Raw genomic sequence first — 17084 nt, 5'->3', positions numbered from 1 at the left:
ATCCACCGGCTTCTTGCTGTGACGCGTAGGCATTGCTCAAAGGCATTGGCTCAAGGATGGGCCATGGAGGTACGACAATGAGGCGGGTGGTCGTCACAGGCCTTGGCATGGTGTCGCCACTTGGCTGCGGCGTCGAGCCGACCTGGAAGCGCATCCTCAACGGTGAGAGCGGCGCAAAGCGGATCGATACATTCGATGTATCCGATCTCACCAGCCAGATCGCCTGTGTGATTCCACGCGGCGACGGCACGGGCGGTACCTTCAATCCCGACCAGTGGATGGAGCCGAAAGACCAGCGCAAGGTCGACGACTTCATCATCTATGCGATGTGCGCCGCCAAGCAGGCGCTCGACGATGCCAACTGGCACCCCGACAATGAAGACGATCGCTGCGCCACCGGCGTGATGATCGGCTCCGGCATCGGCGGTCTGTCCGGCATTGCCGATACCGCATTGCTTCTGAAAGAGCGCGGCCCGCGCAAAGTGTCGCCGTTCTTCATCCCCGGTCGCCTGATCAATCTCGCTTCGGGCTATGTCTCGATCGAGCACGGCCTCAAGGGCCCCAATCATTCCGTCGTCACCGCATGTTCGACCGGCGCGCACGCGATCGGCGATGCCAGCCGTCTGATCGCGCTCGGCGATGCCGATGTCATGGTCGCCGGCGGCACCGAGTCGCCAATCAGCCGTTTGGCGATGGCCGGCTTCGCGGCAGCACGCGCGCTGTCGACCAATTTCAACGAAGCGCCGGAGAAAGCGTCGCGGCCCTACGATAGGGATCGCGATGGTTTCGTCATGGGCGAGGGTGCCGGCGTCGTGGTGCTCGAAGAGTACGAGCACGCCAAAGCGCGCGGCGCACGCATCTATGCCGAGATCATCGGTTACGGTATGTCGGGCGATGCCTATCACATCACCTCACCGACGCCCGATGGCGATGGTGCGTTCCGCAGCATGAACGCTGCGATGAAGCGCGCCGGCATTGCCGCGGCCGACATCGACTACATCAATGCGCACGGCACCTCGACGCCACTCGGCGACGAGATCGAACTCGGCGCGGTTCAGCGCCTGCTCGGCAATGCCGCGTCAAAAGTGTCGATGTCATCGACGAAGTCGTCGATCGGCCACCTGCTCGGTGCGGCTGGTGCGGTCGAGGCCATCTTCTGTGTGCTTGCGATTCGGGATAACATCGCGCCGCCGACGATCAATCTCGACAATCCGTCGGTGGAAACTGCGATCGATCTCGTCGCATTGACCCCGCGCAAGCGCGAGATCAACATTGCCTTGTCGAATTCATTCGGTTTCGGCGGTACTAATGCGTCCGTGATCCTACAGTGCGTGGCTGGTTAGAGAACCTCCACCGTTTCGCCGTATTCCGCGCTAATTCCTACACTGGGCGTATGTTATTGACAGGGATCGTGTTTGTCCCCGTCACGATTGAACCGACAGGATCAGGTACTATCGATGAGTGAGAGGCCGCCCATTTCGCCGAGGAGCCCGCGTGCCGCGCTGGAGCCGGAGCAGGTTCCGCCGCCGCCGAAGCGTTCCGATCATGCGCGTAATCCGCTCGTGGTTGCCGGTAATGCCATCATCACCATCATTATCGTCGCCATGCTCGGTGCAGGTGGCGCCTATGTCTATGGTCGCCAGGCGCTGGAAGCGCCGGGGCCGCTGCAGGAAGAAAAGGTCGTCAATATCCCCGCGCGTGCGGGCAAAGGCGACATCGCCGAAGCGTTGCTGCGCGAAGGCGTGATCTCAGCCAATCGCTGGGTTTTCATCGGCGCCGTGTTTGCGTTGAAGGCCAGCTCGGAACTGAAGCCCGGCGAATATCTGTTCCAGAAGAACGCCAATCTGCGCGATGTCATCGGCACCATTGTCGAAGGCAAGGTCGTGCAACACTCCATCACGATTCCCGAGGGCCTGACCTCCGAGCAGATCGTCGCGCGTTTGACCGATAACGACATCTTCACCGGCTCGATCCGTGAAATGCCACGCGAAGGCACGTTGTTGCCCGAGACATACAAATTCCCCCGTGGCACGCCGCGCGACCAGGTGATCCAGCGCATGCAGCAATTGCAGAAGCGCGTGCTGGCCGAAGTCTGGGAACGCCGTAACGCCGACATTCCGGCGAAGACGCCTGAACAGCTGGTGACGCTCGCCTCGATCGTCGAGAAGGAAACCGGCCGCGCCGATGAGCGCAGCCGGGTGGCCGCCGTGTTCGCCAATCGCCTGCGCCAGAAGATGAAGCTGCAGTCCGATCCGACGATCATCTATGGCATCGTCGGCGGCAAGGGCACATTGGGTCGTCCGATCAAGCGCAGCGAGATCCAGCAGCCGTCGCCCTACAATACCTATGTGGTGGAAGGCCTGCCGCCGGGCCCGATCGCCAATCCGGGCCGTGCGTCGCTTGAGGCGACTGCCAATCCGGCACGCACCCGCGACCTGTTCTTCGTTGCCGACGGCACCGGCGGTCACGCCTTTACCGAAACCTACGACGCACACCAGAAGAACGTCAGCAAGCTGCGCGCGCTCGAGAAGGCCGTCCAGAACGACGCTGTCGAGCCGCCGGAAGAGGCTACTGCTGCGCCTACCGGAGCGGCGACGGATCCTGCCGCCGCGACGGGTACAAGTCCGGTCAGGCCCGCCGCACCGGCCAAACAGCGTGCCCGTACGGCTCCTGCGCCAGCCGCGCCGGCGCGTCAGGGCGCTGCGCAGTCGACGGGTACACCGCCGGTTGTTCAGCAATAGGCCGTACCACCAAGCCTGCGCTGGCTTCTGCTTCGAATTCCCCTTGGCCTGAAAAGGCCCTAACCTGAGCCGGTTCGCGCCTTGCGAATCTTACTCGTATTCTTTGGAGACGTTCCGCGATGGCGTTGTCGAGCATGACCGGCTTTGCGCGAAGCCACGGCACCAGCGGGCCTTATAGCTTCGAGTGGGAGCTGAAATCCGTCAACGCCAAGGGCTTCGATTTGCGCTTCCGGATGCCCCCGGGTTTCGACGAAGTCGAGGCGGTCGCCCGCAAGCGCGCCACTGAAGTGCTGTCGCGCGGCACGGTTTACGCGAACCTCGCCGTTAAGCGCAGCAATGCGGCTTCGACCGTGCGGATCAACGAAGAGGTGCTGAATTCGGTGCTGCGTATTGCCGCCGAATTGGCCAGCAAGATCGACGCCGTCGCGCCGAGCGTCGATGGTCTAATGAATATCAAGGGCGTCATCGAAGTGGTCGAGCCCGAGGCTGACGAGGCCGAGGACAAGGCGGCGAAGGCTGCCGTGGCCGCAGCATTCGAAGAGGCCCTCACCGCGCTGGTCGCCATGCGCAAGCGTGAGGGCATGACGCTTGGTGACATCCTGTCCCAGCGTCTGAACGAGATCGAGGCATTGTCGCAGAAGGCCGAGGCCGCGCCGGGCCGCAAGCCCGAAGCGATCCGTGCACGGCTCGCGGAACAGATCGCGACGTTGCTCGAGGCGTCGGATCGTTTCGATAGTGATCGGCTGAATCAGGAAGCGTTGATGATGGCGACCAAGGCCGACATCCGCGAAGAACTCGACCGCATCGCGTCGCACATTTCGCAGTCGCGCGAAATGATCAAGAAGGGCGGTCCGGTGGGGCGGCGGCTGGATTTCCTGTCGCAGGAGTTCAATCGCGAGGTCAACACCTGCTGCTCGAAATCCAACGATCTGGAATTGACCAGCACCGGCCTCGAAATGAAGAACGTGGTCGAGCAATTCCGTGAACAGGTACAAAATCTGGAGTGACCATGTCCGGGGGCAGCCGAAATTCTCAAGAAGCTGGCTTTGACGGAGTCGAACGGCGCGGGCTGATGTTCGTGCTGTCATCGCCATCCGGTGCTGGCAAGACGACGCTGACGCGGCTGCTGATCGACCGGATGCCGGGGCTGCAACTGTCGGTCTCGGCCACGACGCGCCCGATGCGGCCCGGAGAGGTTGACGGCAAGGACTACATCTTCGTCGACAAGCCGCGCTTCGAAAAAATGGCCAAGGGCAATGAACTGCTCGAATGGGCCACGGTGTTCGACAACCGCTACGGCACGCCACGTGCACCGGTGGAAGCCGCGCTCTCAGCCGGCAATGACGTGCTGTTCGATATTGACTGGCAGGGTACGCAGCAACTGCGTGAGAAAGCCCGGGCTGACGTCGTCAGCGTCTTCATCCTGCCGCCCTCGGCGGCTGATCTCGAAAAGCGTCTGCATACTCGCGCGCAGGATTCCGACGAAGTGATCCGCGGGCGCATGAGCCGTGCCAGCCACGAGATGAGCCACTGGGCTGAATACGACTATATTGTCATCAACCACAATGTGGAAGAGGCCTATAGCGAGGTGCAGTCGATTCTCAAGGCCGAGCGCCTGAAGCGCGAACGCCGCACCGGCCTGACATCTTTCGTGCGCGGATTGCAGCAAGAACTCGAAGGCTAATACCATGCAGGCATTGTTCTGGAATGAGCGCACGCAGCAGCTCAGCGATGGTGCACGGGTATTCGATCCGCTGGCGTTGAATTGGCACGACGATAGTGCCGCGCAGGGCGGCGAAGCGGTGACCGCTTCCGAAGCACTGCTGCGGCTTGCAGCAACGCGCAAGCTGCGCCGTGTGCCCATCGGCATCATCGGGCCGCGAGACGCGACGCAGGCGCAACGCGATCTCGCTGAACAGATGGGCGCAGCATTGGCCCGCCATGGTCTGCAATTGCTGTGCGGCGGCAAGAACGGCGTGATGGAAGCGGCGTGCAAGGGCCATGCACAGGAGGGCGGCATGCCTGTTGGTCTGCTGCCCGACGAGGAATGGCACGCAGCCAATCCCTATGTTGCGATCCCCATCGCAACGGGCATCGGCCCCGCACGGAATGCCATTATCGCGCGCGCATGTCTCGTGCTGGTCGCGATTGGCGGAGGTGTCGGGACACTCTCGGAGATGGCGCTGGGACTACAGTTCAATCGTCTGGTGCTGGCGATGGCCGATGCGCCAGAGGTGAATACGGTCGAGCGCGTCGCTGATGTCGATGGCGTCATTGCTCGCATCGCAGCACGCCTTCTCGCAAATGCATAACTTTGCCGCTCTGTCATAAAACTGATATGCCGCCGTTATACTGAGGCGCAGACTTCAGCATCACATTTGACAGGGGACATGGCTCGTGCCGTTCGTCGCGATCGCCTATCTGATTTTTCTCGCGGCGCCAGTCCTGTTGTTGTTCGTCGGCTCTTTTGGAGAAGTCTGGAGCGGGACGCTGCTGCCGTCAGGCTTCACCTGGCGCTGGTATCAGGAAGTCGCCGGCGATCCCAGCTTTCGCCGCGCTTTCATCACCAGCCTGAAGATCGTCGCGACCACCTGCATTCTCAACATCCTGATCGGCCTGCCGCTCGCTTACGCCATTCATGCCGGCGCGCGGGGTGGTGTGCGGCTCGCGGCGCGGATCGTCACGCTGATGCCGATTGCCGTGCCCGAACTGGTTCTGGCTTTCGGCTTCATCCTCGTCTTCTCGTCGGACGCATTGCCGTGGCTCGGCAGTTTTTGGCTGCTGGCGGCGGGGCACCTCGTATTGACGCTGCCCTATACGGTGACGGCTCTTGTCGCCGATATGGATCAGCTCGGGCTCGCCGAATATGAGCACGCAGCCGCAACGCTCGGCGCATCGTTTCCGGCACGTATGTGGGACGTCACACTGCCGCAGCTGCATACGAGCCTGCTGTCCTGCATGCTGACAGTGGCAGCGCTGTCGATCGGTGAATTTCAATTATCCAATCTGGTCTCTGGCTTTCTGTCGCGCACCTATCCTGTGGTGCTGTTGCAGGCGTTCTATGGCGCGACGGGCTTTGCCTGCGCGGCCACCGTCGTATTGCTTGGGCTTGCGATGATCGCATCGCTGACCAGCGGGCTGACGGCGCGGGTCACCGGCCGGCGTAAAGTGGGGGCAGGCGCGTGACGCTGCGATACGATCAAGTGAGCTACAGCTATCCCGGCACGAGCACTGGTGTGTTCGACATTGCCCTGGAGATCGGCCGCGGCGAATTGCTGGCGATCATCGGCGCGTCGGGGTCGGGCAAGTCGACGATTTTGAAATTGCTGGCGGGATTCCTCAAGCCTGACACCGGGCGCATCCTGATCGATGGCAAGGATGTCGGAGCGTCACTGCCCGAGGCGCGTCGTCTGGGTGTCGTGTTTCAGAACTATGCGTTGTTCCCGCATATGCGGCTGTGGGAAAACATCGCCTATCCACTGAAGGTGCGCGGTATCGCCAAGCAGGAACGGCGCGCGCGGGCCATCGAGATGCTGGGACGTGTCGGCATGGGCAAGCGCGCGGAAGACTATCCAGCGGAATTGTCGGGCGGTCAGCAGCAGCGCGTCGCGCTCGCGCGTGCGTTGGTGTTCGAGCCGCAAGGCCTGCTGCTCGACGAGCCGCTGTCGGCGCTCGATGCGGGGTTGCGACTGGAAATGCGTGACGAAATTCTGCGTGTGCAGCGGCAGGCAGGAATCGCGACATTGCTGGTGACGCATGATCAGGAAGAGGCGTTGTCGATTGCCGACAAGGTCGTGATGATGCGCGACGGCCGCATCGTGCAGATCGGCACGCCGCGCGAATTATACGAGACACCGGCCGATGCCAGTGTCGCGGCCTTTGTCGGTCAATCCAACCTGTGGCCCGGCAGCATTTCCGGTGACGGCATGGTGACAACGCCGGTTGGCGCGCTGGCCTGCGACACGCAGGGCAAGAGCATCGGTGCGAAGGTCACTGTGTTCGTGCGTCCTGAACGGGTCGAGCCGATCACAGGACCCGTCGATGCGAGCAATCCATGTTGCTTCGCCGGCTCCATGTCCGCCGACCGTTACCTCGGCCCTGTCAGGCGCATCGATATGGCCGTCGCCGGCGGGGCCATCCGTCTCGAAACCCATCTGCGCGGGCCAATCACCGGCGTGACGATCCCGCACGATGCCATCCGCCTTCTTCCCCCGACCTCATAAAGGAGATCGACATGAACCGACGCAAGTTTCTGAGCGGCGTTGCCGCAGCTTCCCTCACGATTGCCATCAGCCCGGCCGCATGGGCCTTCGAAGGCGCCGAACTCTATGCCGGTGAAAAGGCGCTGTACGAAGCCGCCCGCAAGGAAGGCCTCGTCGTGTCGTTCGATACCGGGCCGACCTGGGCCAACTGGGCCAACCAGTTCAAGGCCTTCCAGAAGCGCTATCCCGGCGTCGAGATGGTCTATAACGATCTCGGTTCGGCCGCGACCGTCGTCGCCCTCGACAAGGCGCGCAATCGCCCGCAGGCCGACACGGCCTATTACTTTGCAGCGTCCGCTCTGGACGCAGCAAAGGCTGGCGTCGTCGATGGTTTCAAGCCGGTGAATTTCGACAAGCTCGCCGATCCGCTGCGCGAGGCCGAAGGCCGCTGGTTCACCATCCACACGCTGAGCGTGGCGTTTCTCGTCAACACCAAGCTAGTCAAGACCGTGCCGCAGAGCTGGGCGGATCTTTTGAAGCCGGAATACAAGAACGCCATTGTGTATCAGGACCCGCGCTCGACGGGGCAGGGCCAGGTGGTGGCTTTCGCCGCGGCTTTCGGCAATGGCGGCAGCATGGACAATGTCGCGCCGGGTATCGACTATCTGGGCAAGCTGACCAAGGCCGGCAATGTGCTGCGCACGGTCGGCACCACGCCTTACGCGCAGTTCCTGAAGGGCGAGATCCCGATCTGGATCGGCTACGAGAACGATGGTTTGAAGGCCAAGTTCACCGACGGTCTCGGCGATGGCGTGTCTGTCGTCATTCCGAAGGAAGCTTCAGCCGCCGCGCCATACGCGATCTCGCTGGTGAAGAACGGCCCGAACCCGAACGCCGGCAAGCTCTGGCTCAACTTCATCATGAGCGATGAAGGTCAGAAGATCTTCGCCGAAGGTTATGTGCGTCCGGCCGTGCCCGGTGTCGCCCTGCCGCCGAGCGTTGCCGACAAGATGCCGGCCGCGCCGCAGGTGCAGGCGATGGATATCGCCAAGGCCACCGCGAAGAAGGCCGAGATCGATGCCGGTTGGGCCAAGGCCGTCCTCGGTCAGTAAACTGAATTAACAGGCGATCCCCGCATCAGCGCGGGGATTGCCTCTCTCGTCATGCGGCAACAAGGACCACGATGAGCGCCCGCGTTCCGACATCCATGCTCGCTACGTTTGCCGTGCCTGGCAGCGTGGTGCTGGGGCTGTTCTTTCTGATCCCGGTTTGTGCGGTGCTGGTCGGCGCCTTTGCGGATGGCGGCAGTGCGTTCGGTCGTCTCGCGGGCGATCCCGTGTTCTGGAACGGCCTGCGCGGTACGATGGTGCTGGGCACCGTCGCACCGCTGTTCTCGCTCGTTGTCGGCTTCTGCGTTGCACTTGCGTTGGCGCGGTTCGCGCCAGGCCTCCGTACGGCAGCCTTGATCGCGATCTCGCTACCGCTGACATTCTCTGGGCTGATCGTCGCTTACGGTTTCATTCTTCTGCTCGGCCGCGCCGGCTTCGTGACGCTGCTGCTCGCCAAACTGGGCTTCGATCCCGCAGTGATCGGTGGCTTCATCTTTTCACCGGTGGGTCTGGGGCTGGCCTATTCCTACTATCTCGTGCCGCGCGTCGTGTTGATCGTGCTGCCGGCGATCAGCAATTTCGATCGCAACCAGATGCTTGCCTCGCGCTCCCTCGGCGCCGGGAGTTTCCGTACGCTAACCGAGGTGATGTTGCCGCAGATATTACCGAGCCTCATCGCAGCCTATTGCCTGACGGCCGCAGTTGCCGTCGGCGCCTATGGCACCGCGCTGGCGCTCGCCGGCACGCAGGTGAATATCCTGCCGCTGGTGCTCTACAGCAAAATCTCGGAGACGGGGACCGATCTGCCGGCCGCATCCGCAGCCTCGATCGTTCTGGTCGCGATCTGCGCCGTCGTCGTGGCGATCGGCGAGGCGATGCGGCCGCAGCGCAAGTCGTAGCGAGACAGCCGGAAGCTCATTGCTTGCTGGCCATCCAGCGACCGGTGCAGCCATTCGACATTTGCATCGAGCCGCCACCACTGCGGCCGGACAGGCGGCCGGTCATGACCGCGCTCACACTGCCGCTGCTGCCGACCCCTTGCAATACGCCGCTTGGACTGATGTTCCCGCCCCCGCCGACGCTCCCACCGGAGATCGTCAATGTGCTGCTGGCGGTTTTGCCCGCGCACACCGCCGACTGACCGGTGAAAGTGATCTGCCACATGCCGTCGAATCTGGTGGCGCTGCCGCCCTCACCAGCGCCGCGGCGGGCTGGAGCTGCACGCTGCTCGGATCGCGGCGGGCGGGCTGGCTTGGCGGCAGGCGGCTCGGAAGACGAGCCGGACAGCGTCTTGTTGTCATTGCCGAGGCTGCCGCCGGTTGCGCCCTGACTCCATGCGTCGCTGCCGCCGAGTGCGATGATGAGCAGACAGGGGAGGATGACGGATTTCATGATGATCTGCGGGATTGTCATGGGCGGTTACTGCTTGCTTGCGACCCAGCGGCCCGAGCATCCATCGGATCGCTGGAAAACTCCCGAACCGGTACGGCCGGAGAGGCGACCCTGGCTGGTGACGCGGATGCCGCTGTAGTTTCCGCTTCCGCGCACTGTCCCGTTGGCGCTGACCGGGGCGCTGCCGTCTTTGCCGATCATCCTTCCGTTGGCCACTACGAAGCTTTCCGTGAATGTGTCGGAACAGCCGGAGGTGCCTACGCTCGATATCGACCAGGCGCCGTCGAAATTTCCGCCGCCTCCCGCGCCCTCGCCACGGTTGCGCGGCGCGGTCTGACGGCGCGGCGCGCGGCGTTCGGAGCTTTCGCGTTGGGCAGGCGCCGCTGATCGGGATTCGGGGGAGGAGCCCGACAGCGTCTTGCTGTCGTTGCCAAGGCTGCCACCGGTTGCGCCCTGTGCCAGAGCTGCGTCTCCCGAAAATATCAGAATGGCCAAACCAATCAGAAGTCCAGATCGAAAAATCATGTTCAATAACTTTCAAAAAAGATCGAACTTACAATTTCGCGTCAGGCCCCATCGTGGCGTTGGCGCAGATGGCGCCGACAATCGGACATGATTTTCCTGTTTTGGTGCATTGATCGATGGCCGCATCGCGCGCCTGTGCAAGCGTGGGCCGCGCGACAAGCGACCAGTTGCCGCCGAGAGCTGCGAATGCACCGCAATTGGCTCCGTAAAACGACAGTTCGAGCGGGCAGGGAGCCGTGCCGCATTGGGCGCGTGCCTTGGTCACGGCTGACTTGCGGGACGGTTGATCCCACGACATGCCCCATTTCTTGTTCTTGATGTCGTAGACGATCGAGCCCCATTGTTTCTGGTCGCTCGCGCTGCGCAAACGCTGCAGCAGGCCCTCGGTCGCCTCTCCCGTTGGTGGCATGCCGCCCTTGACCTGGAAATCGCGGATCGCAACCGCGATTCCATTCTTGCTGTTCAGCGGTTCGGGATCGAAATTCAGCTCATAAAGCCGGTCGCTGATTTCCGTAAGCTTGATTGGATCGGTGATCGGCAATTTGTCGAAGTCGATCCGCGGCGCATCGGGCAGGCGTGCTTCCTGCATGGGCTTCTGCGGCACGACGAGCGGCACGGTGGCGGTTGGTGCCACGAAATAAAACGTGCCGTCGATCGGCGACGACGATACCCATGGCTGTTGCGAGCCGCCGGTGGCGCGCTTCACGGCAAGGCCGACCTGATTGAAGGTCTGGAAAATATCAAGCCCGGCCTGACGCACGGTACTCGCCAATGCCTTGGTATAGGGGCTGTTACCATCGCTGCCGTCCTGCGCCACGCTGCCGGGCTGGGTCGCATAGGAGATCAGGGTGCCTTCCGGTGCGCGCATCTGGGCGAGGCCGCCTTCCGATGCGCGCAGGCCACGCGACCCGAACGGATTGTTCCGGCAGGCATCGAGGATGACCATGTTGAGGCGCGTGCCGGAGCCCTGCATCTGCCGCAGCACCAGATTGATATCGACCATCTGGAAGTCGACATCCGCCTCGCGGGTGGGATTGGCGTTCACCGGCACGAGGTAATTGGAACCGCTGACCTGCACGCCGTGGCCTGCGTAGTAGAACAGGGCGACGTCAGCGCCCTGAACCTGCCGGCCGAAATTCTGCACGGCGAGATCAAGTGCGCTTTTGTCCAGGTCCAATCGCGCAGTGCCGCCGATCAACGTGAAGCCGAGACCGCTCAGCGTCTCCGCCATCAGCTTGGCGTCGTTCTTCGGGTTATCGAGGCGGGTGATGTTCTGGTAGCCGGAGTTGCCGACCACAAGCGCGATGCGCTTCTCGGCCAATGCAGCGCTGACCGAGAGCAGCAAAGTCAGGGCCATCAGCGCGGCAATTCGCGCAAGCGACCTGACCGGTTGGACGAAATGGTCCATGAATCCCATCCTGCAATGGGACATATCCTAGCCCGGATCGCATGAAGCGCAATCCGGGCCGGAGCCTGAGTGCAGTCTAATTCAGTTGGTCAGCATGATCCGGCCGACGACCTTGCCGGCGCGCAATTCGTCGATCCACTTCTGCGCATCGCCCATCGGCTCCGCCTTCATCGGCGTCGGCTTGAGCTTGCCTGCGCGGGCCAGCGCCATCAGCTCTTTGGCTTCCTCAAGCGTGCCAACCATGAAGCCCTCGATGGTCATGCGCTTATAGATCCATTGCACCATGGGCAGGCTGAATTCGCCGCCCATCAGGCCGGACACCACGATCTTGCCGCCGCGCGCCACGGTGGCCACCGCGAAGTTCATGGATTTGTCGTTGCCGGCAAAGTCGACCACGCCATCGAAGCCTCCATCATTTTCCTTCACCATGCGCCTGGCGACATCGGGCTCGGAAGGGTCATAGGCGAAGGCGGCGCCGTTATTGAGCGCGGCTTCGCGCGCGGCGGGGTTGAGGTCGGCCACCGAGATCGGCTGCTTGAACATCGCCTGCGCCAATGCGAGGCCCGCCATGCCGACGCCGCCGAGACCGACCAGCAGCAGGTTGCGCTGTCGCGGCCGATCAACGAGACGCTTAAGCGCGCCATAGGCGGTGATGCCTGAGCACATCAGCGTGGCCGCCATGTTGATCGGCAGCGGATCGTAATCGAGCAGATACTTCTCGTCCGGCACGAGGACATGCGTCGCGAAACCGCCGTCGAGCGACACGCCGAGGAAGCGGTTCTTGGCGCAGAGGTTCTCATCGCCCGCAAGGCAATCGCGGCACTTGCCGCAGCCGATCCACGGGAAGACGGCCTTCTTTTTGCCGATCAGCGATTGATCGCCATCAGGACCGACTTCATCGACGATGCCAGCGATCTCGTGGCCGAGCGTAAAGGGAAGCGTCATGCCGCGGGTGGTGTCGAGCTTCTTGCCACCGCCCAGATCTGCATAGCCGTCCTGGATATGCAGGTCGGAATGACACAGCCCGCAGCATTCGATGCGGACGAGTACTTCCTTGCCTTGCGGCTTCGGTGTGTCGACGATTGTTTCGCAGAGCGGAGCGTCGAATTTCACCAGAGACTGGCGTTTCATAAGAGCCATTTTTGTTTTCCCTAGACTTCGTTGCATCCTAGCAATCACAGGATGGGGGCGAGTTCAAGGGTGCGAAAGAGCGCCAGGTTCGCACCTTCTTGCCCACGTCGCGGTCGTCTTGAGAGACTCATGTCGCGCGCATGCGGGCCCGGGCTGCGCGACGAATGCTGAGCCTTCTAAGGCGCGACCATGCGGGGGAGATTTGTTCTGGCTCGGGCTCGACCACCGCCTGCAGCAGCCGCGCATAGTCGAGGATCAGGCCGGGCGTCCATGCCATTGCTTCGGCGCGGCGTCGCAATACGCTTGCAACCCACAATTCGGGCGTGGCCACGGCCTGGAAAAATGCACGCCAAGGCCGATCGGTGCGTCCAAGCACACCTTCGAGTGCCGCATCGAGCGCGTGTGCCACGGCGGTCGAGCAGTTGCGGCTGGTGAGGTTATAGGTCGTATCAACGCGGTATGTGCGCCAGAAGTGGCGGACGCGAACGCGGTCGATGCGCGTGAAACGGATATGTTCAGTGGCCTCGCACCATCCTTCTGCTTCCTCGGCATAGCTCGGCTGAAAACGGCCGGGCAGGTCGTTCTCGACGCCGGCACGCAGCACCCGGCCGAACTCGTCCGGTGCCCGGTCGATTTCGACGGCGGGGTAGTGGCTGACATAGACATTGGGCGCCAGCTCAAGTGCCGCATGGCCGGTAGAAACAATCCCATTGGCATCAACGGCGGCAATGTAGCGATCCATCAGCGGACGGCGCCGCGCGCTGCGGCCCGGACCTGCGGGTGTCCAGACATGCACGACGAGATCGTCCTTGCCGGCATCATCCGGCGTGGCGGGCACCCACAATGCGGTCGGAAACGCGCCGCCCACCAGCATCGAGATCGGTGCATCCGGTGGCAATCGCCGCAAGCGATTTGCCAGCAACGTCGTGCTCAGTCCCGACACGATCAGGAGCGCGCCGATGTTAAAGCCGATCGTGCCCTCGTACCAGGTCGGCCATGGTTCCAGCGTGGTGGCGGCCAGCATCAGTTCGATCACGCCAGCACCGATTGCCATCCGCCAGTTCTCGAAGCGCACCACCCAGGCACTGACGATGCGCGCGCTGCCGTCGAGCAGCAGCACGCCGCCCAGCAGCATCGCGATCAACAGGTTGGAATGACGCGGCTGCGCGATGATAATAACGGCCGGTACGATCAGGATAACGGCCTTGGCGAATTGATAGGGCCGGCGCGTGACGGCAAGCAGCGCAGCCAACAGGCTGACAATGCCTTCTAGCAGCAGCAGGTAGCCGAAATAGTGCGGTCGCACGATCGTGCTGCCATCGAACGCGTCGATCACGATAGCGAGGCCCAAGGCGGCCCACAGCACGCCGATCGCAAGCAGCAACCGCCAGCGCCGTTGCACCACTTCCGCGCCCAGCAGGAGGAGCAGCAGACGTATCATCGGTTGCCCATGATCCCAGTTTCCAGGGCCAGATATAGCCAGCGGATGATTAATGTTTTTATGCGAGGAGCCCGGCTCTGGTCGGCATCTATGCTACGATGGGACTGATGTGGGGCGCAGGCGCGCTGATCGGCCCGGTCTTCGCCGGCGTTGCGATGCAGGGACTGACGCACGGACTACCAATGTTCGTGGCGTTCGTTTGCGCCTGCTTCAGGTGCGCGGCAATCTGCAGTCCTGCGCGCGACATCAGGGCGCCGGCGTGATGCTCTTTGTCTTTCTGATCTCTGATAATTCGCGTGCCATTGCGACAAAACCTGACACCGGAACCGTCTCGGCACGCCGGGTAACATCGACATCGGCAGCTGCGGCGAGCCGCTCCGGATCGACGCCGAGGGACTTCAGGCTCTGCCGCAGCATCTTGCGGCGTTGGTTGAAGGCTGCGGCCGCCACCTGTTCCAGCAGGCGTCGTTCGCAGGCCTCTGGCTCCGCGCGGGGAACGAGGCGCACGACCGATGACGTCACCTTCGGGGGCGGCGTGAAGGCGGCCGGCGAGATGTCGAACAGGATTTTGGTGTCGGCGCGCCAGTTCGACAGCACACCGAGCCGACCATAGGCCTCGTCATCTTCGACCGCAACGATGCGTTCGGCGACCTCGCGCTGGAACATCAGCACCATCATGTCGTACCAGGGCGGCCACGGCTCGGTGCACAGCCAGTCGATCAGGAGCTGCGTACCGATATTATAGGGCAGGTTGGCGACGATCTTGGCGCGCTCGCCCGATAGCATCGGGCGCGGATCGAAGGTCTGGGCGTCGCCGATGACGATCTCGAGCCGACCAGGATAGTGCGCGGCGATTTCCTTGAGCGGGCCGAGCGCGCGCTCGTCACGCTCGACGGCGATGACGCGCCTGGCGCCCGTCGCCAGTAATGCACGGGTGAGGCCGCCGGGGCCGGGGCCGACTTCGATGACCGTGCAATCTTCCAGCGGGCCGGCGGCGCGGGCGATGCGTGCGGTGAGATTGAGATCGAGCAGAAAATTCTGGCCGAGCGATTTGCGCGCCTGCAGATCGAAACGTTTGATGACGTCACGCAGTGGCGGCAGATCGTCGATCCCGCTCATGCGGATTGCGTCGCGGCCATGCGAGCTGCGAGTTTGAGCGCGGCGATCAGGCTCGACGGATTGGCGCGTCCGGTGCCGGCAATATCGAAGGCCGTGCCGTGGTCCGGCGAGGTCCGGATGAAGGGAAGGCCGAGCGTGACGTTGACGCCATCATCGAAAGCGATGGTCTTGATCGGGATCAGGGCTTGGTCGTGATACATGCAGATCGCGCAGTCATAGGTCGCGCGGGCTGCCGGATGGAACATGGTGTCGGAGGGCAAAGGCCCGCGTGCGTCGATGCCTTCGTTCTGCAATACGGTGACCGCGTGCATGATGAACGCCTGCTCCTCATCTCCCATCGAACCGTCTTCTCCGGCATGCGGATTGAGGCCAGCAATTGCCAGTCGTGGCCGCTTGATGCCGAAACGGGTCTTCATGTCGTTGACCACGATGCGTGCGGTGGCAGTGATCAGCGGGCCGCTCAGTTGGGCAATAGCATCGCGCAGCGAGACATGGATCGTGACCGGCACCACGGCCAGTTCGGGCGACCACAACAGCATCACCGGCAGCGGGACCTTTCCGTCGCGGGCGGCAAGCTCGGCGAGAAATTCGGTGTGACCTGGATGGGTGAAACCGGCGCGATAGAGCACACTCTTGGCGATCGGATTGGTCACGACGGCGCCGGCATGGCCGGCTTCCACGTCCGCGACCGCCTGACGGATCGAGGCAATGGCTGCGGGTGCGCTGGACGCGTCAGGACGACGGGGAGGCGCGGTGACCGTCTGCCCGATCGACACCACCGGTAACGCGTCAGCAAACGTCTCAGCGGCACCGGCGGGCGTTACATCGGCCAGCCTGACGTCGAGGCCGAGCGTCTTGGCACGTTCCGCCATGAAGTCTCGGTCACCAAGCAGATAGAACGGGGGCAGGTCGAGTTCGTGCCGACGCAGCCAGGCAGCGATGGCAATGTCCGGGCCGATGCCGGCCGGTTCGCCCAATGTCAGCGCAAGAGGTTTGGTCATGGTGCCGCCCTAAGCCAGTCGCGGCCTAAGCCGGATCGGAAACTACCGATATTCGATCATCGCCGCTTTGCGCACTTCCTGCAGGTAGGATTTCGACTTCGCTTCGAATTTGTCGGCAAACATCTTATCGCGGACTTCCCGCTTCTTCGGTGTATCGACCTTGGTTGGCTTGCGCGCGCACAAGGCGACCATTTCGACACCCTGGCGGGTCACTTCCGGAGGCGTGAGACGTCCGATCGGGGTCTTGTCGAGCAGTTCTCGCAGCGACGGCGGCAGATCGGCAGAGGTCTTGACGACCGTATCGCGGATGGTCGCATTCTGCATCGACTTGAAGGTACGGTTAGCGTCTTCGCAGCTCTGGATACGCTCGCGTAGCCCTTCGGCTTCCTTGTGCCGCGCTTCCATCATGCCGGACGCCGCTCCGCGGGGCACGACCAGCACAACCGGTCGCATCTGATATTCGAACGCTTCGGTCATCGCGTCGCCGCCGGCGCTCTGGACGGCTGCATCGACTTCCTTTTCGCCGACCTGCAGGCTCTGCTTGAAGCGCCCGCGGACAATCGCGTTCCAGACCATGTCGGCCTTCAATCGGCTTTTCAGCGTGTCCGGGCGGATGCCTTTGGACGCCAGTGACTGCACCAGCTGATCCGGCGTGAGGCGCATGCGCGAGCTCATGTTCTGAAATGCGCCGTCGACTTCCGAAGCACCGGGATCGACGCTGTATTTCTTGCCTTCCTTGATCTTCACCTTTTCGCTGATCAACTCCTCGATCACGTCCTGGCGGCTGTTCGTCTTCGCGCCGGACAGTGCATTCAACTTGGTGCGTTGCTCGATATCGAAATTGGTGATGGGCTCGCCATTGACCATAACGGCGACGGATTGGGCCCGAGCCGGCGATCCCGCGCAAATGAAAAGGGTAACTGCCGTCGCCAAAGTGGCTTGCAGAACGCGTCCGGAAATCATCGTACCCATCATTGTCTAAACCGCGGTGTCAAAGCTCTCTTGAAAGCAGAAT

General features: G+C 62.6%; 17 protein-coding genes. 9 read left to right on the top strand and 8 right to left on the bottom strand.

Going from position 1 to position 17084, the window contains the following annotated elements; all coding sequences use genetic code 11:
• Positions 1-77: 77 nt before the first annotated feature.
• The 9 genes from fabF to AB7828_RS07790 all read left to right on the top strand — a co-directional run bounded on the left by fabF (position 78) and on the right by AB7828_RS07790 (position 8951).
• Entirely contained in the window at positions 78-1343 is a 1266-nt protein-coding gene (gene fabF / locus AB7828_RS07830; RefSeq protein WP_441229852.1) for a beta-ketoacyl-ACP synthase II, read from the top strand.
• Between the two features lie 114 nt (positions 1344-1457).
• Positions 1458-2741: an endolytic transglycosylase MltG gene (gene mltG / locus AB7828_RS07825; RefSeq protein ID WP_175366145.1), complete on the top strand. Its 1284-nt coding sequence runs from the start codon at positions 1458-1460 to the stop codon at positions 2739-2741.
• Between the two features lie 119 nt (positions 2742-2860).
• The gene (locus AB7828_RS07820) at positions 2861-3748 is read left to right on the top strand and encodes a YicC/YloC family endoribonuclease (RefSeq protein WP_439077393.1); all 888 of its coding nucleotides are present in this window, start codon (positions 2861-2863) and stop codon (positions 3746-3748) included.
• Between the two features lie 2 nt (positions 3749-3750).
• Complete coding sequence (gene gmk, locus AB7828_RS07815; protein WP_093758293.1) at positions 3751-4425, top strand: guanylate kinase; 675 nt, start codon at positions 3751-3753, stop codon at positions 4423-4425.
• A gap of 4 nt (positions 4426-4429) precedes the next feature.
• Positions 4430-5053: a TIGR00725 family protein gene (locus AB7828_RS07810; RefSeq protein WP_231080469.1), complete on the top strand. Its 624-nt coding sequence runs from the start codon at positions 4430-4432 to the stop codon at positions 5051-5053.
• A gap of 85 nt (positions 5054-5138) precedes the next feature.
• Positions 5139-5927 carry an ABC transporter permease gene (locus AB7828_RS07805; RefSeq protein ID WP_089263942.1) on the top strand — a complete coding sequence of 263 codons (789 nt, stop codon included), beginning with the start codon at positions 5139-5141 and terminating at the stop codon, positions 5925-5927.
• The gene (locus AB7828_RS07800; RefSeq protein ID WP_089263943.1) at positions 5924-6964 is read left to right on the top strand and encodes an ABC transporter ATP-binding protein; all 1041 of its coding nucleotides are present in this window, start codon (positions 5924-5926) and stop codon (positions 6962-6964) included. The genes AB7828_RS07805 and AB7828_RS07800 overlap by 4 nt, the downstream gene beginning before the upstream one ends.
• An 11-nt stretch (positions 6965-6975) precedes the next feature.
• A complete protein-coding gene (locus AB7828_RS07795; RefSeq protein ID WP_089263944.1) occupies positions 6976-8055 on the top strand; it encodes an extracellular solute-binding protein in 1080 nt (359 codons plus the stop codon).
• A 71-nt stretch (positions 8056-8126) separates the two neighbouring features.
• Positions 8127-8951 carry an ABC transporter permease gene (locus AB7828_RS07790; RefSeq protein ID WP_441229851.1) on the top strand — a complete coding sequence of 275 codons (825 nt, stop codon included), beginning with the start codon at positions 8127-8129 and terminating at the stop codon, positions 8949-8951.
• A gap of 16 nt (positions 8952-8967) precedes the next feature.
• On the opposite strand, the gene AB7828_RS07785 is transcribed toward AB7828_RS07790, so the two are convergent.
• The 8 genes from AB7828_RS07785 to AB7828_RS07750 all read right to left on the bottom strand — a co-directional run bounded on the left by AB7828_RS07785 (position 8968) and on the right by AB7828_RS07750 (position 17041).
• The gene (locus AB7828_RS07785; protein ID WP_441229850.1) at positions 8968-9465 is read right to left on the bottom strand and encodes a hypothetical protein; all 498 of its coding nucleotides are present in this window, start codon (positions 9463-9465) and stop codon (positions 8968-8970) included.
• A gap of 6 nt (positions 9466-9471) precedes the next feature.
• Entirely contained in the window at positions 9472-9969 is a 498-nt protein-coding gene (locus AB7828_RS07780; RefSeq protein WP_441229849.1) for a hypothetical protein, read from the bottom strand.
• A gap of 28 nt (positions 9970-9997) precedes the next feature.
• Complete coding sequence (locus tag AB7828_RS07775; RefSeq protein ID WP_441229848.1) at positions 9998-11377, bottom strand: caspase family protein; 1380 nt, start codon at positions 11375-11377, stop codon at positions 9998-10000.
• An 81-nt stretch (positions 11378-11458) separates the two neighbouring features.
• Positions 11459-12517, bottom strand: a complete 1059-nt coding sequence (locus AB7828_RS07770; RefSeq protein WP_441229847.1) for an alcohol dehydrogenase — start codon at positions 12515-12517, stop codon at positions 11459-11461.
• A 118-nt stretch (positions 12518-12635) separates the two neighbouring features.
• Entirely contained in the window at positions 12636-13949 is a 1314-nt protein-coding gene (locus AB7828_RS07765; RefSeq protein ID WP_441229846.1) for an HdeD family acid-resistance protein, read from the bottom strand.
• 246 nt (positions 13950-14195) lie between these two features.
• Positions 14196-15068, bottom strand: coding sequence for a 16S rRNA (adenine(1518)-N(6)/adenine(1519)-N(6))-dimethyltransferase RsmA (rsmA, locus tag AB7828_RS07760; RefSeq protein ID WP_089263949.1), 873 nt, complete (start codon positions 15066-15068; stop codon positions 14196-14198).
• Complete coding sequence (pdxA, locus tag AB7828_RS07755; protein ID WP_231080478.1) at positions 15065-16069, bottom strand: 4-hydroxythreonine-4-phosphate dehydrogenase PdxA; 1005 nt, start codon at positions 16067-16069, stop codon at positions 15065-15067. The genes rsmA and pdxA overlap by 4 nt, the downstream gene beginning before the upstream one ends.
• Positions 16070-16111: 42 nt before the next feature.
• A complete protein-coding gene (locus tag AB7828_RS07750; RefSeq protein ID WP_414716906.1) occupies positions 16112-17041 on the bottom strand; it encodes a SurA N-terminal domain-containing protein in 930 nt (309 codons plus the stop codon).
• Positions 17042-17084: the final 43 nt, after the last annotated feature.

Source organism: Tardiphaga sp. 215_C5_N2_1 (assembly GCF_052076055.1).
Classification (GTDB): Bacteria; Pseudomonadota; Alphaproteobacteria; order Rhizobiales; family Xanthobacteraceae; genus Tardiphaga; species Tardiphaga robiniae.
This window is presented reverse-complemented; position numbering and strand designations above follow the sequence as displayed.